At 65.2% G+C, this 19,130-nt stretch carries 12 protein-coding genes; 5 read left to right on the forward strand and 7 right to left on the reverse strand.

Annotated features, from left to right (window positions below; genetic code table 11):
* The first annotated feature begins 372 nt into the window (after positions 1-372).
* The gene (locus ACD584_RS08515) at positions 373-2,172 is read left to right on the forward strand and encodes a chloride channel protein (RefSeq protein WP_070690120.1); all 1,800 of its coding nucleotides are present in this window, start codon (positions 373-375) and stop codon (positions 2,170-2,172) included.
* 72 nt (positions 2,173-2,244) lie between these two features.
* On the opposite strand, the gene ACD584_RS08520 is transcribed toward ACD584_RS08515, so the two are convergent.
* The gene (locus ACD584_RS08520) at positions 2,245-3,162 is read right to left on the reverse strand and encodes a LysR family transcriptional regulator ArgP (RefSeq protein WP_070690122.1); all 918 of its coding nucleotides are present in this window, start codon (positions 3,160-3,162) and stop codon (positions 2,245-2,247) included.
* Positions 3,163-3,268: 106 nt separating this feature from the next.
* Between ACD584_RS08520 and ACD584_RS08525 the strand changes: the two genes are divergently transcribed.
* Both ACD584_RS08525 and ACD584_RS08530 read left to right on the forward strand, forming a co-directional pair.
* Complete coding sequence (locus tag ACD584_RS08525) at positions 3,269-3,895, forward strand: LysE/ArgO family amino acid transporter (RefSeq protein ID WP_070690124.1); 627 nt, start codon at positions 3,269-3,271, stop codon at positions 3,893-3,895.
* Positions 3,896-4,060: 165 nt separating this feature from the next.
* On the forward strand, positions 4,061-4,486 hold the full coding sequence (locus ACD584_RS08530; protein WP_050911355.1) for a GNAT family N-acetyltransferase: 426 nt from the start codon (positions 4,061-4,063) through the stop codon (positions 4,484-4,486).
* A 1,097-nt stretch (positions 4,487-5,583) separates the two neighbouring features.
* Here ACD584_RS08530 and ACD584_RS08535 read toward each other — a convergent pair.
* Entirely contained in the window at positions 5,584-5,790 is a 207-nt protein-coding gene (locus ACD584_RS08535; protein ID WP_016945258.1) for a hypothetical protein, read from the reverse strand.
* A gap of 184 nt (positions 5,791-5,974) precedes the next feature.
* On the opposite strand from ACD584_RS08535, the gene ACD584_RS08540 reads away from it, so the two are divergent.
* The gene (locus ACD584_RS08540; protein ID WP_070690126.1) at positions 5,975-6,685 is read left to right on the forward strand and encodes an rRNA pseudouridine synthase; all 711 of its coding nucleotides are present in this window, start codon (positions 5,975-5,977) and stop codon (positions 6,683-6,685) included.
* A 1,445-nt stretch (positions 6,686-8,130) separates the two neighbouring features.
* Here ACD584_RS08540 and ACD584_RS08545 read toward each other — a convergent pair.
* The 4 genes from ACD584_RS08545 to ACD584_RS08560 form a co-directional block, all read right to left on the reverse strand.
* Entirely contained in the window at positions 8,131-8,535 is a 405-nt protein-coding gene (locus tag ACD584_RS08545) for a response regulator (protein ID WP_011038072.1), read from the reverse strand.
* A 78-nt stretch (positions 8,536-8,613) separates the two neighbouring features.
* A complete protein-coding gene (locus ACD584_RS08550; RefSeq protein WP_070690128.1) occupies positions 8,614-9,096 on the reverse strand; it encodes a hypothetical protein in 483 nt (160 codons plus the stop codon).
* A gap of 139 nt (positions 9,097-9,235) precedes the next feature.
* Positions 9,236-11,038 (reverse strand): DNA helicase RecQ, encoded by a 1,803-nt coding sequence (gene recQ / locus ACD584_RS08555; RefSeq protein ID WP_011038070.1) that lies wholly within the window; start codon positions 11,036-11,038, stop codon positions 9,236-9,238.
* Between the two features lie 375 nt (positions 11,039-11,413).
* Positions 11,414-11,965 carry a Dps family protein gene (locus tag ACD584_RS08560; protein ID WP_011038069.1) on the reverse strand — a complete coding sequence of 184 codons (552 nt, stop codon included), beginning with the start codon at positions 11,963-11,965 and terminating at the stop codon, positions 11,414-11,416.
* 87 nt (positions 11,966-12,052) lie between these two features.
* Between ACD584_RS08560 and hrpA the strand changes: the two genes are divergently transcribed.
* Positions 12,053-16,168 carry an ATP-dependent RNA helicase HrpA gene (gene hrpA / locus ACD584_RS08565; RefSeq protein ID WP_076037005.1) on the forward strand — a complete coding sequence of 1,372 codons (4,116 nt, stop codon included), beginning with the start codon at positions 12,053-12,055 and terminating at the stop codon, positions 16,166-16,168.
* A 251-nt stretch (positions 16,169-16,419) separates the two neighbouring features.
* On the opposite strand, the gene ACD584_RS08570 is transcribed toward hrpA, so the two are convergent.
* On the reverse strand, positions 16,420-19,056 hold the full coding sequence (locus ACD584_RS08570; protein ID WP_076037004.1) for a TonB-dependent receptor: 2,637 nt from the start codon (positions 19,054-19,056) through the stop codon (positions 16,420-16,422).
* Positions 19,057-19,130: the final 74 nt, after the last annotated feature.

Raw genomic sequence — 19,130 nt, forward strand, 5'->3', positions numbered from 1 at the left:
CGGCGAAGCACATGGCCATCGTACGAAGCGGCATGGCCTGCGCTGACACTGGTTTAGCCGGCAGGCACGTACCGGCGCACGCACTGCGTTTCAGCGCTGGCCGGTGACTGCTGCAATGTGACAGGCGCTATCGTTTTGCCGCAGTGCGTGCGCCTGAGGACTCATGCGTTGGCTGCGCGTTGTCTGTCTGTGGCGCTGACCAGCAGGAGCGTCTGTTGTTCTCAGGAGCGCGCCGCGGCGGCCGGTGAAGTGGGCGCCGCGAGATGAAATACCCAGGGCTTCAACGTTGGCGTCCGCAGCGATGTTGCACAATGACGCATCCTCACTGCGCGCGTGATCCTGCTCTGCCGGGCAGGACGTGCATCTGCCCTCATGCAATCGCTACGCCTCCGCGTTTCCCGGTCCCTACAGCGTGTACGGGTCCCGCTCGATCTGCTGCTGGGCTGGCTGCGCCGGCAGTTTCGCGCCAACGATCTGTGGTTCATCAGCCTGGCTGCCGTGGTGGGCTTGATCGCCGCAGTGCTGACCGTGCTACAGGCAGGTCTGGCCCACACGTTGCAAACGTGGCTGTACGGGTTGGCGCCCGGCGAGCGGCTCAGTACGGCGGACGGCATCGGCGTGCAGCAATTGTTGGTGTTGCCGCTGGGCGGCCTGCTGGTGGGCCTGGTCGCATTGCTGGCGCGCCGCCGTCAACGGCCATTGGTGGACGCGGTGGAAGCCAATGCGCTGCACGGCGGGCGCATGTCGATGCGCGACAACCTGATCGTCGCGGTGCAGACCTTGCTCTCGAACGGGTTCGGTGCATCGGTGGGCCTGGAGGCGACCTACACGCAAATGGGCTCCGGTGCGGGCTCGCAGCTGGGACGGGTCCTGCGCGTGCGTCGTACAGACATGCGCACGCTGGTCGGCGCAGGCTCGGCGGGCGCGATCGCCGCCGCGTTTGGTGCTCCGCTGGCCGGCGCGTTCTACGCATTCGAGATCGTGATCGGTGCCTATACGCCATCGGCGCTGGCGCCGGTGGCGGCAGCCGCGCTGGCCGGCGCGTTCATGGCCAACGCCTTGGGTGCCACGCCATACGCACTGCCGGCGGCGGTGGCCTACCAATTGCAGCCGCGCGACTACGCGATCTATATCGCCTTGGGCCTGGCCTGTGCGGTGATCGGCATTGCGGTGATGCGGCTGGTTGCCGGCATCGAGCGCGGCGTCGGGCGGATCAATCTGCCGCTCTGGGGCCGGCCGGTGATCGGTGGGCTGTTGCTGATTCCCCTGGCCGCGTATTCGCCGCAGGTGCTGTCCTCCGGCCACGGCGCCTTGCATCTGGATCTGACCAGCACCACCACGCTGCAGTTTCTGCTGACCTTGCTGGTATTGAAGTGCCTGGCCTCGGGCATCTCGCTGGGATTCGGGTTCCGCGGCGGCCTGTTTTTTGCGTCGCTGTTCATGGGCTCGTTGGTGGGCGCCTTGTTTGCGGTGGGCACCAATCTGCTGATGGGTGCGGCAGTGGTGGATACCACGAGTGCCTCGCTGGTGGGCATGGCGGCGCTTGCGGCGGCGATTGTGGGCGCGCCGATGACCATGGCGATGCTGATCCTGGAGGGCACACACGATTTCGTGCTGGCCAGCGCCGTGATGGCGGCGGTGCTGGTGGCCAACACGGTGGTGCGTCAGGTGTTCGGTTATTCGTTCTCTACCTGGCGTCTGCACCTGCGTGGCGAGAACATCCGTAGCGCGCGCGATGTGGGTTGGGTGCGCCACCTGTCGGCCGGCAAGATGATGCGCAAGGATGCCAACCACACCCGCGACGACACCAGCGTCAGCGAATTCCGTCGGCGCTTTCCACTGGGCTCCACGCAGCGGGTGGTGCTGGAAGACGCCTTGGGGCGATACGCCGGCGTGGTGCCATTGGCCATCCTGTATGGCGATCGCGTGCGCGAGGATGCGCCGGTGAGCGACTACGCACAGCACCGCGACGCCGCATTGCTGGCAGACACCGATATCGTGGCGGTGATGAAGGTCTTCGATGCCACCCAGGCCGATGAGCTGGCGGTGATCGATCAGCAGCGCACCGTGCTGGGGGTGTTATCGGAGGGCTTCGTGCGCAAGCGGTATGCCGAAGAGCTGGAAAAACGCGAGCGCGAGCTGATGGGCGAGCGGGGGACTGGCGAGGAGTGAGCGTGCGTTGGCCGCGCGGGCGTGGGCCGCGCGGAGCCTGGAACGCGACACGCGAAGCGCTTCGAGCAGCGCTCAGTGAGCGGGTCCCTGCTTGCCAACGCGCAAGCTCGCCGCCGCTGCGGTTCGCAAGCTATCGCCCAGGCGCTGCAAGGTGGTCGAGCGCACCGCGGCATGCTGCCAGTACAGTGGCACATCCAGCCAGCGCGTCGGGTCGATGATGAGCAGCGTCTTGCGCTCTACTGCCGGCAACACCATCGCCTCCGGCGCCAGGCACCAGCCCAGCCCACGCGCGGCGGCATCCACGAAGCCGGTGGATGTGGGCAGGTAGTGGATCGGCGGCGACAACTGCATGCGCGTGATGCGTCGCGCAAAGCGTGCCTGCAGCGTGTCCTTGCGGTTGAACACCATCATCGGTGCGCGGCTCAACCCGGCGGCGTCCAGGCCGCTGCTGAAGTAGCGGGCCACCACATCCGGCGACGCGATGGCGTGGTAGCGCATGGTGCCCAGTGGCTGCACATTGCAGCCTTGCAGTGGCCGGCGTTCGGCGGTGACCGCACCCAATACCGTGCCGGCGCGCAGCAGCTCCAGGGTGTGGTCCTGGTCATCGACATGCACGTCGAACAACAAGCCGTGCGCCTGGTGCAACTCGGCCAATGCAGCCAGCACCCAGGTCTGCAAGGAATCGTCGTTGACGGCGATGGACAGCGTGCGCGGCGTGCCGCCAGCCCCTGTGTCAGGCAGGAAATCGGCCATGGCCTCGGCTTGCAGCACCTGCATCGGCCGCAGCCTGCGGAGCAGACGCTGGCCGGCCGGGGTCGCGCGGCAGGGCGTTGTGCGCAACACCAGAACCTGGCCGAGCCGGTCTTCCAGTGCCTTGATCCGCTGCGAAATCGCCGACGAGGTCACCGACAGCCTGCGTGCAGCCGACTCGAAGCTGCCTTCATCAAGCACGGCAGCGAACGCGGCCAGTTGTGGGTGCAACAACTCCATGCGAGTTCGCCGAATTAGATTTCCTTTGGAGAATACAGAATATTTAGGTTTCCTAATCCTAGGGGCGGCGGCAGTCTTGCCGCACGCAACCAACAGACACCGCGCCATGGTCTTCAACGCAGCACTTTCCGGCTTCATTGCCAGCGCCGGGCTCATCATCGCCATCGGGGCGCAAAACGCCTTCGTCCTGCGCCAGGGGCTGCAGCGGCGGCATGTCGGCCTGGTCGTGGCCATCTGCGCCTTCGGTGACATCACCTTGATCCTGGCCGGCGTCGCCGGCATTGGCGCGGTGGTGCAGCACTGTCCGCAGATCCTGCAGGTGTTCCGCTATGCGGGTGCGGCGTTCCTGGCGGCGTACGGGGCGATGGCCGCCCAGCGCGCCTGGCGCGGGCAGGGCGCACTGGCACCGGCCGAACGCGAGGATCAGCGCTGGCAGCAGGCGGCGCTGACCTGCCTGGCTTTCACCTTCCTCAACCCGCACGTGTATCTGGACACCATGGTGCTGCTGGGCAGCCTCTCCGCACGCCATGCCGGCGTCCTGCGCTGGGCATTTGCACTCGGCGCCTGCCTTGCCAGCATCACCTGGTTCTGCGCGCTGGGCTATGGCGCGCGGCTGCTGCAACCGGTGTTCCGTAACCCGCGCGCCTGGCGCGTACTGGATGGCTGCATCGCCGTGTTCATGCTGGTGTTGTGCGTAGCGCTTCTGCTGCCGCAGCATACGACCTCGGGTTAAGCGCGGCGAACGCAAGCAAGTGCGCGGTCGTCGGTTGGTGCGGATGGTTTGAAGCAGCCTGAGTGGGCAAGCTGGCCGTGCCGGATTCTGCTCACCGGCCGCACGCAACTGCGGATGCGCACGTCGCTTGTTCGTCGCTCCACGCCCTTTGTCAGGACACTTCACATGCCGCACTTGCACGTCAGCACCGACAACTCCCTGCTCGATATCGGCTTGATCCATCGCACGCTGTCACAAGACACCGATTGGGCCAAGGACACCCCCATCGCCCTCGTGCAGCGCGCGATCGATCATTCGTTGTGCTTCGGCGGGTTTGTCGGTGGCCGGCAAGTCGCGTTCGCCAGGGTGATTTCCGACTATGCGACCTTTGCGTACCTGGGCGATGTGTTCGTGCTGCCGGAGCACCGCGGCCGCGGCTACAGCAAGGCGCTGATGGATGCGGTCATGGCGCATCCCGATCTGCAGGGGCTACGCCGCTTCAGCCTGGCCACCAGTGATGCGCATGGCCTGTACGCACGCTACGGGTTTACGCCGCCGTTGTTTCCGCAGTCGTTGATGGAGCGGTATGTTCCTGGGTTGTATTCGACCTAGATTCCGGGCGCGCTCTGCAGCTCTGCTGCTGGCTAGTTAGCCAGCACTGCGTCGAGGTGATCCTGTGAGGTGCGCGCCACTCTCGTTGTGCAGTGGTGGCATACAACGCAGCGGTCGCAGGCGGCGGGCGCGATGGGAAACAGCATGCAACGCGCGCAGCCATCATCTCTGCGCGGCATGCATCCAGTCTTCTGCACATGCCAGTGCGTCGGCTTGGGTTGCGCTACAACCACCGGCCAGATGGCGATCGTGCGCAGGGTCGATCGCCTCCCATTCCCAATGTGGTGCAGACCGCCACACCGCGAGCATGCACATGCGCGCATCGGCCAGCCGGACATCGCGTTGCCAGATTTGCAGCGCGTCCACCCACACGCGGTGTCAATGCAGATGCGTGCAGTCGGCGTCGGCATGCACGCCTGGATCGCGCATGGACGACGCAGAACGGCCGGTGTTGGCACTAGCGCGCACGGAGCGCATCCGGAAGGAGTGAGCGGGAGCAGTGACGATCATCACGGGGATCCTTGGTCGAGCAGATGCGCCATGCGGGATGTGTCACTCCCACCCACACATCTGCGTTACCGGCAACGCCGGCTGCGGATGTCGTGGGTACCTGATGGCTAAGATGCCGCCTGTCTAGCGGCGGCCGGGCTACCATCCGGCCTGCTCTCTTTCGACCGCGGCAGCGTACCCAGCTGGCGCCATCTGCGCAAGCACTCCCGCGCCTCGTTCGGTGCTTGTTTTTAACTGGTTTCTGTGTGCAAACAGGCGTGTGCCAGCGATGTATGCGTGACCGAAAAAACGCGTTCCACTGCGGCTGGCACATACGAACAGAGCGCCTGTTGGTACGCCCTTTCTTGTTGGCGTTTTCAGACATCGCAGCCGCGCCCCGGCGATGTGATCCCTATAGCGGGATTCTGGACTTACGTGCCTTTTGTCAACCGCGCTACCGGCCCGGTGTTGCGGGCGCTTGTGTCGCGTAACTGCCGCTATCGAGCTTGAAAAGCGCCACGCCGCAGCGGTGAGCTAAGCTATTTGCGGACCATCACCGCTGCGCCACATGCAGGCGCAGCCGGCGAGGGCGCACACGTTGGCCGTGATCAGGCTTCCAGTGCGGCGAGCACGTCTGCGTGCAACTGCTCGGCGCCTGCCTCGGTGTTGAAGCGTGCCACGACATCTTCGCCAGAGATCAGGCCGATGCGGACCGTGTGGCAATACGAACCAAAGTTCTCCCCGGCATTGAACGGATCGCTGATGACGGAGATATGGTTGAGGCGAACCCGGGTGGTGCCGAACGTGATGAACATCTGTGGTCTCCTGTGTGAGTGGCAAGTGTCCCACTTTGTGCGGCATGGCAGAAGCACGACGCTTGCCAGACCTTGGCTGGCGCCGCTATGCGGATGAGCGAGCCACACCTTGGCGCAGGCTTCAGGCGTCGTACCCGCGGCAGCGACCACGTACACTGCCCGGCCCTGACGTAGAGCACGACCGATGTCCGATCCGATCCGTCTCGACAAGCACGTGGCTGCCGTGTTCGGCTGTTCGCGCGGCGAGGCGCAGCAATACATCGAAGGGGGATGGGTCAGTGTGGACGGCGTGGTGGTGGAAGAGCCGCAGGCGCCAATCACCGGCCAGCAGGTGAGCCTGGCGGCCGACGCGGTGCTTGGGCAGGCCGAGCCCGCCACCTTGCTGCTGAACAAGCCGGCTGGCATGAGCTGCGAGGCCGCCGTGGCGCTGGCCACGTCGCAAAGCCGCAGCAGCCTGGATCAGACCGAGATCCGCGTGCTGAAGCGCCACTTCCTGCGCCTGAGCGCGCCGATGCCGCTGGACGACGAGGCCAGCGGGCTGCTTGTGCTCAGCCAGGATGGCCGGATCTTGCGCAGGCTCACTGCCGATGCGGCCACGATCGAGCAGGAGTATCTGGTGGAAGTGCGCGGCGAACTGCGCCCGTACGGCATGGCGCGGCTGGCAAGCGGCCTGGTGTATCAGCAACGGAGCCTGCCGGCCTGCAAGGTGAGCTGGCAGAACGAAGAGCGTCTGCGCTTTGCCATCAAGCACGTACAGCCGGGGCAACTACGCTACATGTGCAACGAGGTAGGGCTGGATGTGGTCACCATCCGTCGCCTGCGTGTTGGCCGGATTTCGTTGGGCAAACTCGCGCCAGGCGAATGGCGTTACCTGCCCACCGGCGAGCGCTTCTGATCTTGTGGCGTCTGTCGCCCGATAACTCGTGCGGTGATAAAAAAGCGGTTGGAATTCCGAGCGTTGCCTGATGTGCTGCGCTGAGGGCATCACGATGCGCCTGCCTCTGCCTCTGCAGATGGGCGAGGGCTGATCGTGATGTGAGCCGCTGCAGTAATCGGCAGGCTGATCGAGGCGCGAGAGTAAGCAAGCTTTCGTCGCGCTAGGCGATGTCCGCCATTGCACATGCCGCGAACAGACTGCCGATCCGCGAGGTACTTCGAACTCCCCCAAAGCTAGAGTAGAGACGCGCCTTTCAGCGCGCCGACGTGCTCCGCCGCAGTTGCCGCGTGTGAATCACTTCTTGTTGCGCTTCTTCTTGGCGCGGGTCACCAGCCACACGACCACGGCGATGATGCCAACCACCAGGATGACGAAGGCCGGTGACAGAAATGAGTTATCGCCCATGTGGATCTCCTGAAATTCAACAGCCAAGCGCTGCATTGGGTTTAGCCTAGCGAGCGCCTTGGGTGATAGCGTGAAATGGACACGCAATCGCGGATGCATGCATGCGGTCGCAGCGCTGCTGGCCTTTCTCCTAGTGCGTTCGACTGCGCGTTTGGCGTTGCCACGACGCACGCATCGACGTCAGGCGACGTTGATCGAAAGATTGATGGCAAAGCTCATCGCATGCGTGTCAAGCGTTCCTCCGGCTTGGTCGCAGGCTCGAACCAGGTGCGTGCAACCGGTCGGCAGGCGCTCATGGATAGACGCCGATGGACAGAACGGCGCAAGGACGATCAAGGACTTTGGATGCAGTGCAACCAGGGAAAGCCGCTGCCGCGATGTACGCCACCAAGGTGGATACAGCAAGCGTACTCAGCAATGCATTCAAAATGCGCCGGTCGTAGCCGTGGTTCACTGAGGACTGGAATGTTGAACGCGGCGTCAGGCGCACAGCACGGCTACAGAATCAGCTGCTGCGGCGAGTTTGATCAGTGAACTTGAGAAAGCATCAATAGCAAGCGCGATGCGCATGCCTTGGTCTGGTGTGGCTACAGGCCAGGGGATTTGCTGATGTGCTGATCAGTGAGGGTATGAAACCTGGACCGCATTCGGTCGATCTTGCGCGGGATCGCAGACGTGCTCACTACTGACGCCATGCAGCTAGCGACGTAGGTCGTGCAACTCGGTATCTTTCACTACCGTCTGGCAGCGAGCGCAACCATTTCCGGGCAACATCAGACAAAAAGTCACGCGGATAGGCATATTCTGCCTAAGGCAGTGACCATCATGATCCGGCGAGGGCGTGCTCCGCGCCCCGCGAGTTGAGCGGCCAACAGGCCTCGCGTCCGGCAGCTGCAGTATCAAGTGAGATGTGCGTCACGAAAATCAGGGGCGAACTGACGGGCTGTCAGGGCGTTCCTGACAGCGGTCTCGGCCGCAAAACGCCTGCTGCGCCGGGCTTACGCCATCGGTGTGGACGGCACGCGGTGCTTGGCCATGACGCTGCGGATCGCGTTCAACAACTGCTCGGGCGTGTACGGCTTTTCGAGGAAAGCCACGCCGTCGGGCAGGATCTCTTCCACATATTCCACGGCCAAGCCGGAGGTCAGCAGGATCGGCAGGTTGTACGGCGCATGCGCTGCTTTCAGCGCGAGGTCCACGCCTGTGAGGCCGCCCGGGAAATGGATGTCGGAAAACAGCACATCGACGCGCGGGTCGCTTTCGATCAACGCCAATGCTTCTTCAACCGAACCGGCACTGCGGCAGGTGAAGCCATAGCTCTCCAGCACAAGGCAACTGAGTTGACGTGTTCCATCGCCATCTTCGACGACGAAGACAACCGGTCGTTCCTTGTTCTGTGACATGAGCACATCTCGTGAGGCAAGCCACATTTTCCGCAAAGCAGGGGTGAACCCCTTGTCAATGCAGGCCGAGCTGTAGTGTTACCAACCGAATGGGCCAGGGCCGTAACCGCCAGGTGCGTAGCGCGGGCCGAAAATGGGGCCTTCGCCGCGGCCAACGCTGATGCTGACGCCGATCTGATGCGCCTTGCCGTCATCGTCGTAATAGGTCTTGCACGAATTCAGATTGACGGCCTGCCAGTTGCTGTTGCCGCCACGGTTCGAATAGCCCATGCCGGTCTCGACCGCACCGTGCAACTTGCCCTGACACTGTTCGGCCCGCTCGGCGGCGATGGAGGCAACGGAAGGACGCGCCAACGCCGGCTGTGGGCCCGTCTTGTCGCCATAAAAGGTGCCCGGCGGATCGGTGCTGTATTCCGGATCGGAGCGGTACTGCACCGGCTCCTTGGGAATGCTCAAGTCCAGCGAATGGGGCGTCACCGCGTCGGTGCCGCTGTCGCCGGTCTGGGCGAGCGCACTGCCGGTGGCGAGCAGGGTGGCCAAAAGAAGCAGGCTGCGTTTCATCGGTTGGACTCTACAGGAGGGACTGGCGGCGCTCGCCAGATCGCTCCGCTGAAACTAGCAACGGCAGATTGAATGCGCGCTGTCGCTTTCGCGGATTGTTGTGTCGGCCGCGGCACCGGGCCGACACAGACCTGGCGCATCAGCCCTGTTCGCGCACGATCTCGATCAGTTGCGCTCCATAACGGGCCAGTTTGCCGCCGCCGATGCCGCCCACACGCGAGAGGGCGTCGATGCTGGTTGGCCGTTGTTCGGCGATATTGCGCAGTGTGCTGTCGTGGAAGATCACGAACGCCGGCACGTTCTGCTCCTTGGCCAGCTCCGCGCGCAGGCCGCGCAAGGCGTTGAACAGCCCCAGATCCTGCGGCTGCACCGGCAGCCCGGTGCGCTGCGCGCCGCGGTCGCGCTCTCGCCCGGCAGCCGGGTTTTCGCGCCGCATCATCACCTGGCGCTCGCCTTTGAGCACCTGGCGGCTGGCATCGGTGAGGCGCAGGCCGCCATGGCCTTCGCTGTCGACTTCCAGCAGGCTGGCGGCCACCAGCTGGCGGAACACTCCGCGCCAGGTACGCTCGTCCATGTCGCGGCCGATGCCGTAGGTGCTCAGCTGGTCATGGCCGAGCTGCTTGATGCGCTCGTTCTCGCTGCCGCGCAGGATGTCGATCAGATGGCCCACACCGAAGCGCTGCCCGCTGCGATACACGCAGCTCAGCGCCTTCTGCGAGGCCACGGTGGCGTCCCAGGCGGCGGCCGGGGTCAGGCAGTTGTCGCAGTTGCCGCAGGGCTTGGGATAGGTTTCGCCGAAGCCGGCCAGCAGCACCTGGCGGCGGCACTGCATGGACTCGCAGTAGCCGAGCAGGTGATCGAGCTTGGCGCGTTCCAGGCGCTTGCGCTCTTCGGCAGCCTCGCCCTGTTCGATCATCTGTTTGAGCAGCACCACATCGCCCAGGCCATAGCAGAGCCATGCCTCGGCGGGCTCGCCATCGCGGCCCGCACGCCCGGTTTCCTGGTAATAGCCTTCCATCGATTTGGGCAGGTCCACGTGCGCTACGAACCGCACGTCTGGCTTGTCGATGCCCATGCCGAAGGCGATCGTGGCGGCCATGATGATGCCGTCCTCGCGCAGGAAGCGGCGCTGGTTCTCCGCGCGCACTTCCGCCGGCAGGCCGGCGTGGTAGGGCAGGGCATTGAAGCCTTGCGCACACAGCTGTTGCGCGGTTTCTTCCACCTTGCGCCGCGACATCGCATAGACGATGCCGGCCGAGCCGCGGTGGCGGCCCAGGAACTCCTGCAGCTGCTTGCGCGCGTTGTCCTTCTGCACCACGGTGTAGCGGATGTTGGGGCGGTCGAACGAGCTGACGAAGTGGCGCGCCTCCACCAGGTCCAGGCGCTCGGCGATCTCGCGTTGGGTGGGCGGGTCGGCGGTGGCCGTCAATGCCATCCGCGGAATGTGTGGCCAACGCTCGTGCAGTACGGTGAGCTGGCGGTACTCCGGGCGGAAGTCGTGGCCCCATTGCGACACGCAGTGCGCTTCGTCGATGGCGAACAAGGCGATGCGGCTACGTTCCAGCAGCGACAGGAAGCGCGGGGTGAGCAGCCGTTCCGGCGCCACGTACAGCAGGTCCAGATCGCCCGAGAGCAGGGCGCGTTCCACCCGCTGGGTGTTTTCCGCATCCAGGGTGGAGTTGAGGAATTCGGCGCGCACCCCGAGCTGGCGCAGGGCTTCCACCTGGTCCTGCATCAGGGCGATCAGCGGCGACACCACGATGCCGATGCCGTCGCGCAACAGCGCCGGGACCTGGTAGCACAGCGACTTGCCGCCGCCGGTGGGCATCAGGACCAGCGCGTCGTTGCCGGCGGCGACGTGTTCGACAATGGCTTGCTGGGGGCCGCGGAAGTCGTCGTAACCGAAGACGCGGCTGAGCAGTTCGTGTGCGGGGGAAGACATCCGCCTAGGATACCGCGCGGGTCAAGCCCGGGCCGGTGTCATGCGGGCGGTGTTGCGCAGTGGTGTGTCGGGGATCGCCGCGACGTGGTGGATGCGGTAGACGAAGACGTCTGCGGATGCAACTGAGCGCTGGCCGCGTGGCGCAAGAGATGTCAGGCAGCGGGTGCGGGTGCGAAGACCAGGGCTTCGCTCTGTACCCTCACCCTAACCCCCCGTACCCTCACCCCAACCCCTCTCCCGGCGGGAGAGGGGCTTAGTGTCCAGCATTGCTTACCGGTGGTAGGCGAATGAGCAGGGGCGCAAGGTTGAGCAGGGCCCAAGGTTGCGCCTTTGGCGAAACCTTGGACAAACCCGTGGAGGCTACGCGTGAAGGGTTTACTGCAGCAGCGAGCGCAGCATCCAGGCGTACTTTTCGTGGGTCTGCAGACGCTGGGTCAGCAGGTCCACGGTCGGGTCGTCGCCGGCGTCGTCGGCGGTGCCCAGCACCTTGCGGGCGGTGCGGCAGACCGCTTCGTTGCCGCTGACCAGCTGGCGCACCATCTCGCGCCAGTCGGCGCTATCGCTCAGGCCCGGCTCTTCCGGGATCGAGGTCAGCGCCACGAACTCGCGGTACGAACCCGGTGCGTTGTAGCCCAGGGCGCGGATGCGCTCGGCCACTTCGTCCAGCGCGCCCCACTGCTCGGTGTACTGGGTTTCGAACATGGTGTGCAGCGAGTTGAACATCGACCCGGTGACGTTCCAATGGAAGTTGTGGGTCTTCAGGTACAGCGTGAACGCGTCGGCCATGTAGCGGGCCAGGCCGTCGGAGATCTGCTTGCGATCGGCATCCTTGATCCCGATATCGATGTGTGGCGCCGAGGGAGCGGCGACCGGCAACGCGTCAGTGGGAGCCGCGGGTTTGTTTGCTGCGTTCTTCTTCTTGGACATGGATGGTCCTCCTTAGGAACTGATATGGCGTCACAATAGACAGGCTAAAGGATCACTTGTCATTCAATCTTTCACATTTTTCCATCGATGAGCGCTATCGACACTGACCTCGCCACCACGTTGCGTGAGCGCCGCGGCGCCGTGGATGCTGCCATGAGCCGCGATCGTGGCCGTTTGCTGGGCCTATGGTCGCGCTGGCAAGGCAAGCCCGGCAACCCGCAGCTGCGCCAGGCCTTCGAACAGGCGCTGGCCGCCTCGCAGGCGCAACGGCAGGCGCGTGCCGCGCAGCAGCCGGCGATCACGCTGGATACGCAACTGCCGATCGCGCGCGAAGCCGATCGCATCATCGCGCTCATCCGCGACCATCCGGTGGTGGTGATTGCCGGTGAGACCGGTTCGGGCAAGACCACCCAGTTGCCCAAGCTGTGCCTGGCAGCCGGGCGGGGTGCGGCCGGCATGATCGGCTGCACGCAGCCGCGGCGTATCGCTGCGCGCGCGGTGGCCGCGCGCGTGGCTGAAGAACTCAACACCCCGTTGGGCACCACGGTGGGGTTCCAGGTGCGCTTCACCGATCGCGTGGGTGAGGACTCGCGCATCAAGTTCATGACCGACGGCATTTTGCTGGCGGAGATCGCCAGCGACCGGTGGTTGTCCGCCTACGACACCATCATCGTGGACGAAGCGCACGAGCGCAGCCTCAACATCGACTTCCTGCTGGGTTATCTCAAGCAGCTGCTGCGCAAGCGTCCCGACCTCAAGTTGATCGTCACTTCGGCCACCATCGACACCGAACGGTTCTCGCGGCATTTCGATGACGCGCCGGTGATCAACGTGGAAGGCCGCACCTTCCCGGTGGAGGTGCGCTACCGCCCGCTCGAAGGCGAGTCTGGCGACGGCGACACCGGCGATGGAGGGCGCGATGGCGAACGCACCGTCAACGACGCCATCGTGGCGGCGATCGACGAAATCACCCGCATCGACCCGCGTGGCGATGTGCTGATGTTCCTGCCGGGCGAGCGCGAGATTCGCGATGCGCACCAGTCGCTGGAGCGGCGCAAATACCGCGAGACCGAAGTGGTGCCGCTGTACGCGCGGCTGTCGGCGGCCGACCAGGACCGCGTGTTCAACCCGGGCCCGCGCCGGCGCCTGGTGCTGGCCACCAACGTGGCCGAAACCTCGCTGACGGTGCCGCGCATCCGCTACGTGGTGGATCCGGGCTATGCGCGCGTCAAGCGCTACAGCCCGCGGCAGAAGCTGGACCGTCTGCATATCGAGCCGATTTCGCAGGCCAGCGCCAACCAGCGCATGGGCCGCTGCGGGCGTATCGCCGAGGGCATCTGCTACCGGCTGTACGCGGAGGCGGATTTCGCCGCACGCCCGGCCTTCACCGACCCGGAGATCCGGCGCGCGTCGTTGTCGGGCGTGATCCTGCGCATGCTGCAGTTGGGGCTGGGGCGCATCGAGGAGTTTCCGTTCCTGGAAGCGCCGGACGAACGCGCCGTGGCCGATGGCTGGCAGCAGCTGCTGGAGCTCGGTGCGATCGATGCGGAGCGGCGGCTGACGGCGATCGGCCGGCAGATGGCGCGCCTGCCGGTGGACGTCAAACTGGCGCGCATGCTGGTGGCCGCGCAACAGCACGGTTGCCTGCGCGAGATGATCATCATCGCCGCGTTCCTGGGTATCCAGGATCCGCGCGAGCGCCCGCCGGAAGCGCGCGAGGCCGCCGATAACGCGCATGCGCTGTTTGCCGATGCGCGCTCGGAGTTCGTCGGCATCCTGCGCCTGTGGGACGCCTATCGGCAGGTGCACGAAGACCTCACCCAGTCCAAGTTGCGCGATTGGTGCGGCCGGCATTTTCTCGGCTTCCTGCGCATGCGCGAGTGGCGCGAACTGCACCGCCAGTTGCGCTTGCTGTGCGAAGAGCTGGGCTGGAGCGAAGAGCCGGCCGGCGCGATGCTGGCGCCGCTGCTGGCCGGTGCCAGCGCGCCGGTGCGCGAGGATGGGCAGGCGCACCGCGCCACCCGTGGGCAGCTGCACCGTGCCGCGCGGCTGGCGCGCGAAGGCAAGCCGGATCCGGCGGCGCCGCCCGCACAGGGGAAGGCGGCGGCTGCAAAGAGCCCACCTGCCGATGCCACCGACGCGGCGGTGCGCACGACCGAGCGCGAACGTGCTGCCGCCTACCAGGCCTTGCACCGCGCACTGCTGGCGGGCCTGCCGACGCAGATTGGCCACCGCACTGAAAAAGGCGATTTCCTGGCTGCGCGGCAGCGCCGTTTCGTGCCGTTTCCGGGCTCCGCGTTGGCCCGCAAGCCGCCACCGTGGATTCTTGCGGCGACCTTGCTCGACACCCAGAAAGTGTGGGGCATGACCAATGCGGCGATCGAGCCGGACTGGGCGATTGCCGAGTTGCCGCACCTGCTGGCACGCAAGCATTTCGACCCGCACTGGTCGCGTGCGCAAGGGCAGGTGGTGGCCTCCGAGCAGATCAGTCTGTTCGGCCTGGTGCTGGCGCCGAAGAAGCCGGTGCACTTCGGCAAGATCGACCCGGCCACCTCGCACGACCTGTTCGTGCGGCAGGGCCTGGTGCCGGGCGAAATCAACACGCGTGCGGCGTTTGTCGCCGATAACCTCAAGGTGCTGGAACAGGCGCGCGAAGAGGAAGCCAAGCTGCGCCGCGCCGGCATCGTGGCCGACGAAGACTGGCAGGCGCGCTGGTATCTGGATCGCATTCCGGCCGAACTGCATTCGGCCAGCGGCCTGGATGCGTGGTGGAAGACCTTGCCTGCCGACAAGCGCCGCAGCCTGCATTGGTCGTTGAACGATCTGCTGCCCGGCGAAGGCAGCGAGGCGGACCGGTTCCCGAAGTATTTCGCGCTGGGCGATGCGCGGTTGCCGTTGCAGTACCGCTTCGAGCCGGGTGCCATCGACGATGGCGTGACGCTCGAGGTGCCGTTGCATTTGCTCAATGCGCTGGATCCGTCGCGCTTGTCGTGGCTGGCACCCGGATTTGTGGCCGACAAGGCGTCGGCACTGATCCGCAGCCTGCCCAAGGCGCAGCGCCGCAATTACGTGCCGGCTCCGGATTACGGCCGCGCGTTCTACGAGGCCTTCAGCACGCCATCGGCGGACGATATGCGCGGCGAGCTGGCGCGCTTTTTGAGCAAGGCCACCGGTGCGCCGGTGGCGGCGCTGGATTTCGACGAAGAAGCGCTGGACACGCACTTGCTGATGAACCTGCGGCTGCGCGACGAGGACGGCAGGGTGCTCGCCGAGTCGCGCGATCTGGAGGGATTACGTGCGCGCTTTGGCGAGCGTGCCGGGCAGGCCTTTGCCGCGCGTGCCGGACGCGCGCTGGCAGCGGAAGGGCTGCGCGATTTCCCGGCCACGCCGATCCCCGAACAGGTGGCCGGCGAAGCGGGCGTGCCCGCCTATCCGGCCTTGGTGGATCAGGGCGAGGATGCCGCGCTACGGATCTTTGCCGACCGCAACGAAGCGCTGCGTGCGCATCCGCGTGGTGTGCGCCGGCTGCTGGAAATTGCCTTGGCCGACAAGATCAAGCAGGCGCGCAAGCAGCTGCCGGTGTCGCCCAAGACGGGGTTGTTGTATGCCGCGATCGAATCGCAGGAGCGCCTGCGCGGCGATCTGGTCGATGCGGCGCTCAATGCGGTGCTGGCCGAGGGGCTGGGCGCGATTCGCGACCCTGCCGCGTTCGCACAGCGCCGCGAGGATGCGGTCAAGCGGCTGTTTGGCGAAGCAATGGCACGGTTGACGCTGGCAGAGAGCATTCTCGGCGCGGTGGCCGAACTCAAGCCTTTACTGGAAGCACCGTTGATGGGCTGGGCGCGTGGCAATCTGGATGACATGGAACAGCAGCTGCGCGCGTTGGTGCACGCCGGGTTCCTGCGCGACACGCCGGCCGATGCGCTGGCCAATTATCCGCGCTATCTCAAGGCGATGATCCTGCGCACCGAACGCGCCAAGCGCGACCCCGCGCGCGACCAGGCACGCATGCTCGAGCTCAAGCCGTTCGTGGATGCACTCAACGACGCCGCGACGCGTGGGCTGCAACAGCACCCGGATTGGCAGGCGCTGCGCTGGGATCTGGAAGAACTGCGGGTGTCGGTATTTGCGCAGGAGCTGGGCGCCAAATCCGGCGTCTCGGCGAAAAAGTTGTCGCAACGCGTGGCGGCCTTGCGAGGGTAAGGCGCGCGCTGGCAGATGGCGGCGGGTTGCCGCTGCCTGCGAGGCGTCGCCTTGCCGTCTGGTTTCGTGCGCGTGAGTCTGCGGATGTTTGGCGTGTGATGCGCGCTATTGCGTGTGCCGCTGCCCACTCCGCAGGCCTCAACCGCAGAGCGCAGCTTCGACACCGCAGCGCCGTGCAGGTCGTACTGACCCGCTAACACCACGGCGCCAGGAGCTGCTGCATTGCTCCCGGCGCCCTGGCATGCGGTAGGTCAAAACTTCAGGTGCAGGGTCGCCATGTAACGGCGGCCACTCTTGTAGCGCCCGGCCAGATGCTCCTTGTCGCCGAGATACTGCAGGTATTCCTCGTCCAGCAGATTTTGCGCGTCGATCTGCAGCGACCAGTTCGGGCTGAACGCATAGCCCACGCTGGCGCCGAGTTCGGCGTAGTCGTCCACGCTGGCGGGCGCGGCGCCGGCCACGTAACCGCCGGCCAGGTAGCTGTCACGCCAGTTGTAGGTCAGGCGGGCGTTGAGCGGGCCTTTTTCGTAGTACGGCGAAAACGCCACGCTGTTGCGCGACTGGTAGGGCAACGGGTCGCCGGTGTTGTTTTCGCCATTGGCATAGGTGTAATTGGCAGTCAGACCGAAGCCGCTGTCGCCGAACGGCTGCTGGAAAGAAAGGTTGAACCCCTTGACCTTGCCATCGCCAGCGTTGCGTGGCCGCTGGATGCTGTAGTCGCAATAGCCGTCAGCGGTGCAGCCGTTGCTGCCGATCAGCTGCGCCCAGCTTTGCGGCGCGGTGTCGCGCAGGGCGTTGTATTGCCGCTCCACGCTGACGCTGGTGTCGATGTAGTTGTCGATCTTCTTGTAGAACACCGACCAAGCCACCACCGACTGCGGCGCGAAGTAATACTCCGCCGACAGATTGAAGTTCCACGATTCGTACGGCGATAGCTCCGCGTTGCCACCGCTGCCGGTCAGTGTGGTGTCGTTGAGGAAGGTGTTGTTGACCATCTGGTTGTACGGCGCCCAGGCGATCACCTTGGCCGCGGCAAAGCGGAACACCCAGTCGTCGCTGGTGTCATACGACAGCGTGAGCGATGGCAGCAGGAAGTCTTCCTTGCGCGTGCGCGTTTGCCACAGGCTGTCGGCGTTGGCCAACGACGGGGTGCCGCTATAGACGAACCCGCTGCCTTCGGTCTTGGAGTCCACATAGCGCACACCGAGGTTGCCACGCAGGCCGCCGCTGGAGAAGTTCACCTGTGCGTAGGCGGCGTTGTTGGTCTGCTCCAGCGCCCAGCTGTTATTGAGATAGCTGGCCGGATCCGGCGCGCTGTAATCCACCGGGCTGTTGCGGATCCAGTTGAGCACATTGCCGCGGCCGGCCTGCACATGCTGCCCGTGGTCCGGGTAGAAACCTTGCAGGTCGGTCAGGCCGATCGTGCCCACATCGGCCAGCGTGCCGGGCGTGACGCCACCATAGACGTTGAGCTCGAAGCGTTCGTCGTGTTTGCCGTGGCGCACGCCCAGCAGCAGCTGATTGAACACGCCATCGAATTGCAGGTTGAAATCCAGCTGGCCATAGGTGTCCTTGCTCTCGGTGGAGAAGATGCCGTTGTTGCCGAACCAGCCGCCGGCCGAGCCCCAGTTGGCCGGGTCGCGTGCAGCGGCCGGGTCATCGAAGCGGATGCCGCGGCGCGTATCCCAGCTGAAGCCGCCGTTGTAGAACGGCTCGATGAAATACTGCGAGAGATCGTTGTTTTCGGACTTGCTCTGGCCCACCTGCCCGTTGAGGCCCCAACCCTCGCCGCGGAAGGCGCCGCGCAGGTCCAGCCCTTTGGTGGTCACTTCCGATTCGCGCACGTTGTTGTCGTAGATCACCGTGCCGCCCAAGGGGTCGGCGTTGGCGCTGGAATGGCCGCTGGTGACCACGCCATTGCGCACGCCGCCCAGCTGGTCCACCGCGCCAACGGTGCCTGCATTCCAGGTGAGAAAGCTGTACATCGACTGGTTGTAGTTGTCGAAGTTTTCGTTGATGTACAGGCCGCTGAGATTGAACTCCAGCGCATCGCTGGGCTTGAGCTGCAGGTTGACCACGGCGCTGTCGCGTTCGCGGTCCTGCTGGAACCACGCGGCGTTGATCGAGTTGGGCACGTCCGCATCGGCCGGCACGCCGCCGGCTGCATTGGCGAAGGTGCTGGCCGGTGCATAGCCGAACACTTCCATGCCGCGCCGGTCCACGCGTTCTTCATAGTGCTGCGCGGAGACAGTGACGCCGAAGGTTTCTGCCGGATTTTTCCAGCTGTACAGCAGCGCGGCATTCGGTTTGCCCTGGCTGGCCTGGTCGCTGTAGCTATAGCCGATGGAAGCGGCCACCTCGTTGGCCTTCAGGTCGAGCGGCTGGCGCGTGTGCATGAGCACCGTGCCGCCCAGGCTGCCTTCGGTCAGGCGTGCTTCGGAGGACTTGATGATTTCCGCACGCCCCAGGATCTGCGGTGCCAGCAAGGTGTAATCGAAACCGCGGCTGGGCTGTTCGCCGTAGAGCCAGATTGCCTGCGCCACCGGGTGGCCGTCGAGAAAGGAGAGATTGAGGCTGGGGTCGGTGCCGTCGATGCTGACGCGCTCGCCCTGGCCAAAGCGACGGTCCAGGGTGACGCCGGGAATCTGCGACAGCGCTTCGGCCACGTTGGTGCTGGGGAACTTGCCGATGTCCTCGGCGGTGATCGCTTCGGAAATGCCGGTGTTGTTACGCTTGGTGTCCAGCGATTTTTCAAGGCTGGCGCGGATGCCAACCACCTGCACGGCATCCAGTTCGGTGGCCCGTGGGTCGGCCGTCTGCTGTGCCTGGGCGGCTAACACCAGCGACATGCCAATGGCGCTGGACAGCAGCGAAGTGCGGTATTTCATGATGTCTCTCCTGATCACGCAACAGGGATGGACGGCGGGCCTGCGCTCGCCGGATGCACGGGGGGTACACGCCG

Source organism: Xanthomonas sp. NCPPB 2922 (genome assembly GCF_041520885.1).
Classification (GTDB): domain Bacteria; phylum Pseudomonadota; class Gammaproteobacteria; order Xanthomonadales; family Xanthomonadaceae; genus Xanthomonas; species Xanthomonas campestris.

What these genes read in the sequence shown, in the direction of transcription:
- ACD584_RS08515 (WP_070690120.1), top strand. Translation starts at nt 373, where the DNA reads ATGCAATCGCTACGCCTCCGCGTTTCCCGGTCCCTACAGCGTGTACGG.
- ACD584_RS08520 (WP_070690122.1), bottom strand. Translation starts at nt 3,162, where the DNA reads ATGGAGTTGTTGCACCCACAACTGGCCGCGTTCGCTGCCGTGCTTGAT.
- ACD584_RS08525 (WP_070690124.1), top strand. Translation starts at nt 3,269, where the DNA reads ATGGTCTTCAACGCAGCACTTTCCGGCTTCATTGCCAGCGCCGGGCTC.
- ACD584_RS08530 (WP_050911355.1), top strand. Translation starts at nt 4,061, where the DNA reads ATGCCGCACTTGCACGTCAGCACCGACAACTCCCTGCTCGATATCGGC.
- ACD584_RS08535 (WP_016945258.1), bottom strand. Translation starts at nt 5,790, where the DNA reads ATGTTCATCACGTTCGGCACCACCCGGGTTCGCCTCAACCATATCTCC.
- ACD584_RS08540 (WP_070690126.1), top strand. Translation starts at nt 5,975, where the DNA reads ATGTCCGATCCGATCCGTCTCGACAAGCACGTGGCTGCCGTGTTCGGC.
- ACD584_RS08545 (WP_011038072.1), bottom strand. Translation starts at nt 8,535, where the DNA reads ATGTCACAGAACAAGGAACGACCGGTTGTCTTCGTCGTCGAAGATGGC.
- ACD584_RS08550 (WP_070690128.1), bottom strand. Translation starts at nt 9,096, where the DNA reads ATGAAACGCAGCCTGCTTCTTTTGGCCACCCTGCTCGCCACCGGCAGT.
- recQ (WP_011038070.1), bottom strand. Translation starts at nt 11,038, where the DNA reads ATGTCTTCCCCCGCACACGAACTGCTCAGCCGCGTCTTCGGTTACGAC.
- ACD584_RS08560 (WP_011038069.1), bottom strand. Translation starts at nt 11,965, where the DNA reads ATGTCCAAGAAGAAGAACGCAGCAAACAAACCCGCGGCTCCCACTGAC.
- hrpA (WP_076037005.1), top strand. Translation starts at nt 12,053, where the DNA reads ATGAGCGCTATCGACACTGACCTCGCCACCACGTTGCGTGAGCGCCGC.
- ACD584_RS08570 (WP_076037004.1), bottom strand. Translation starts at nt 19,056, where the DNA reads ATGAAATACCGCACTTCGCTGCTGTCCAGCGCCATTGGCATGTCGCTG.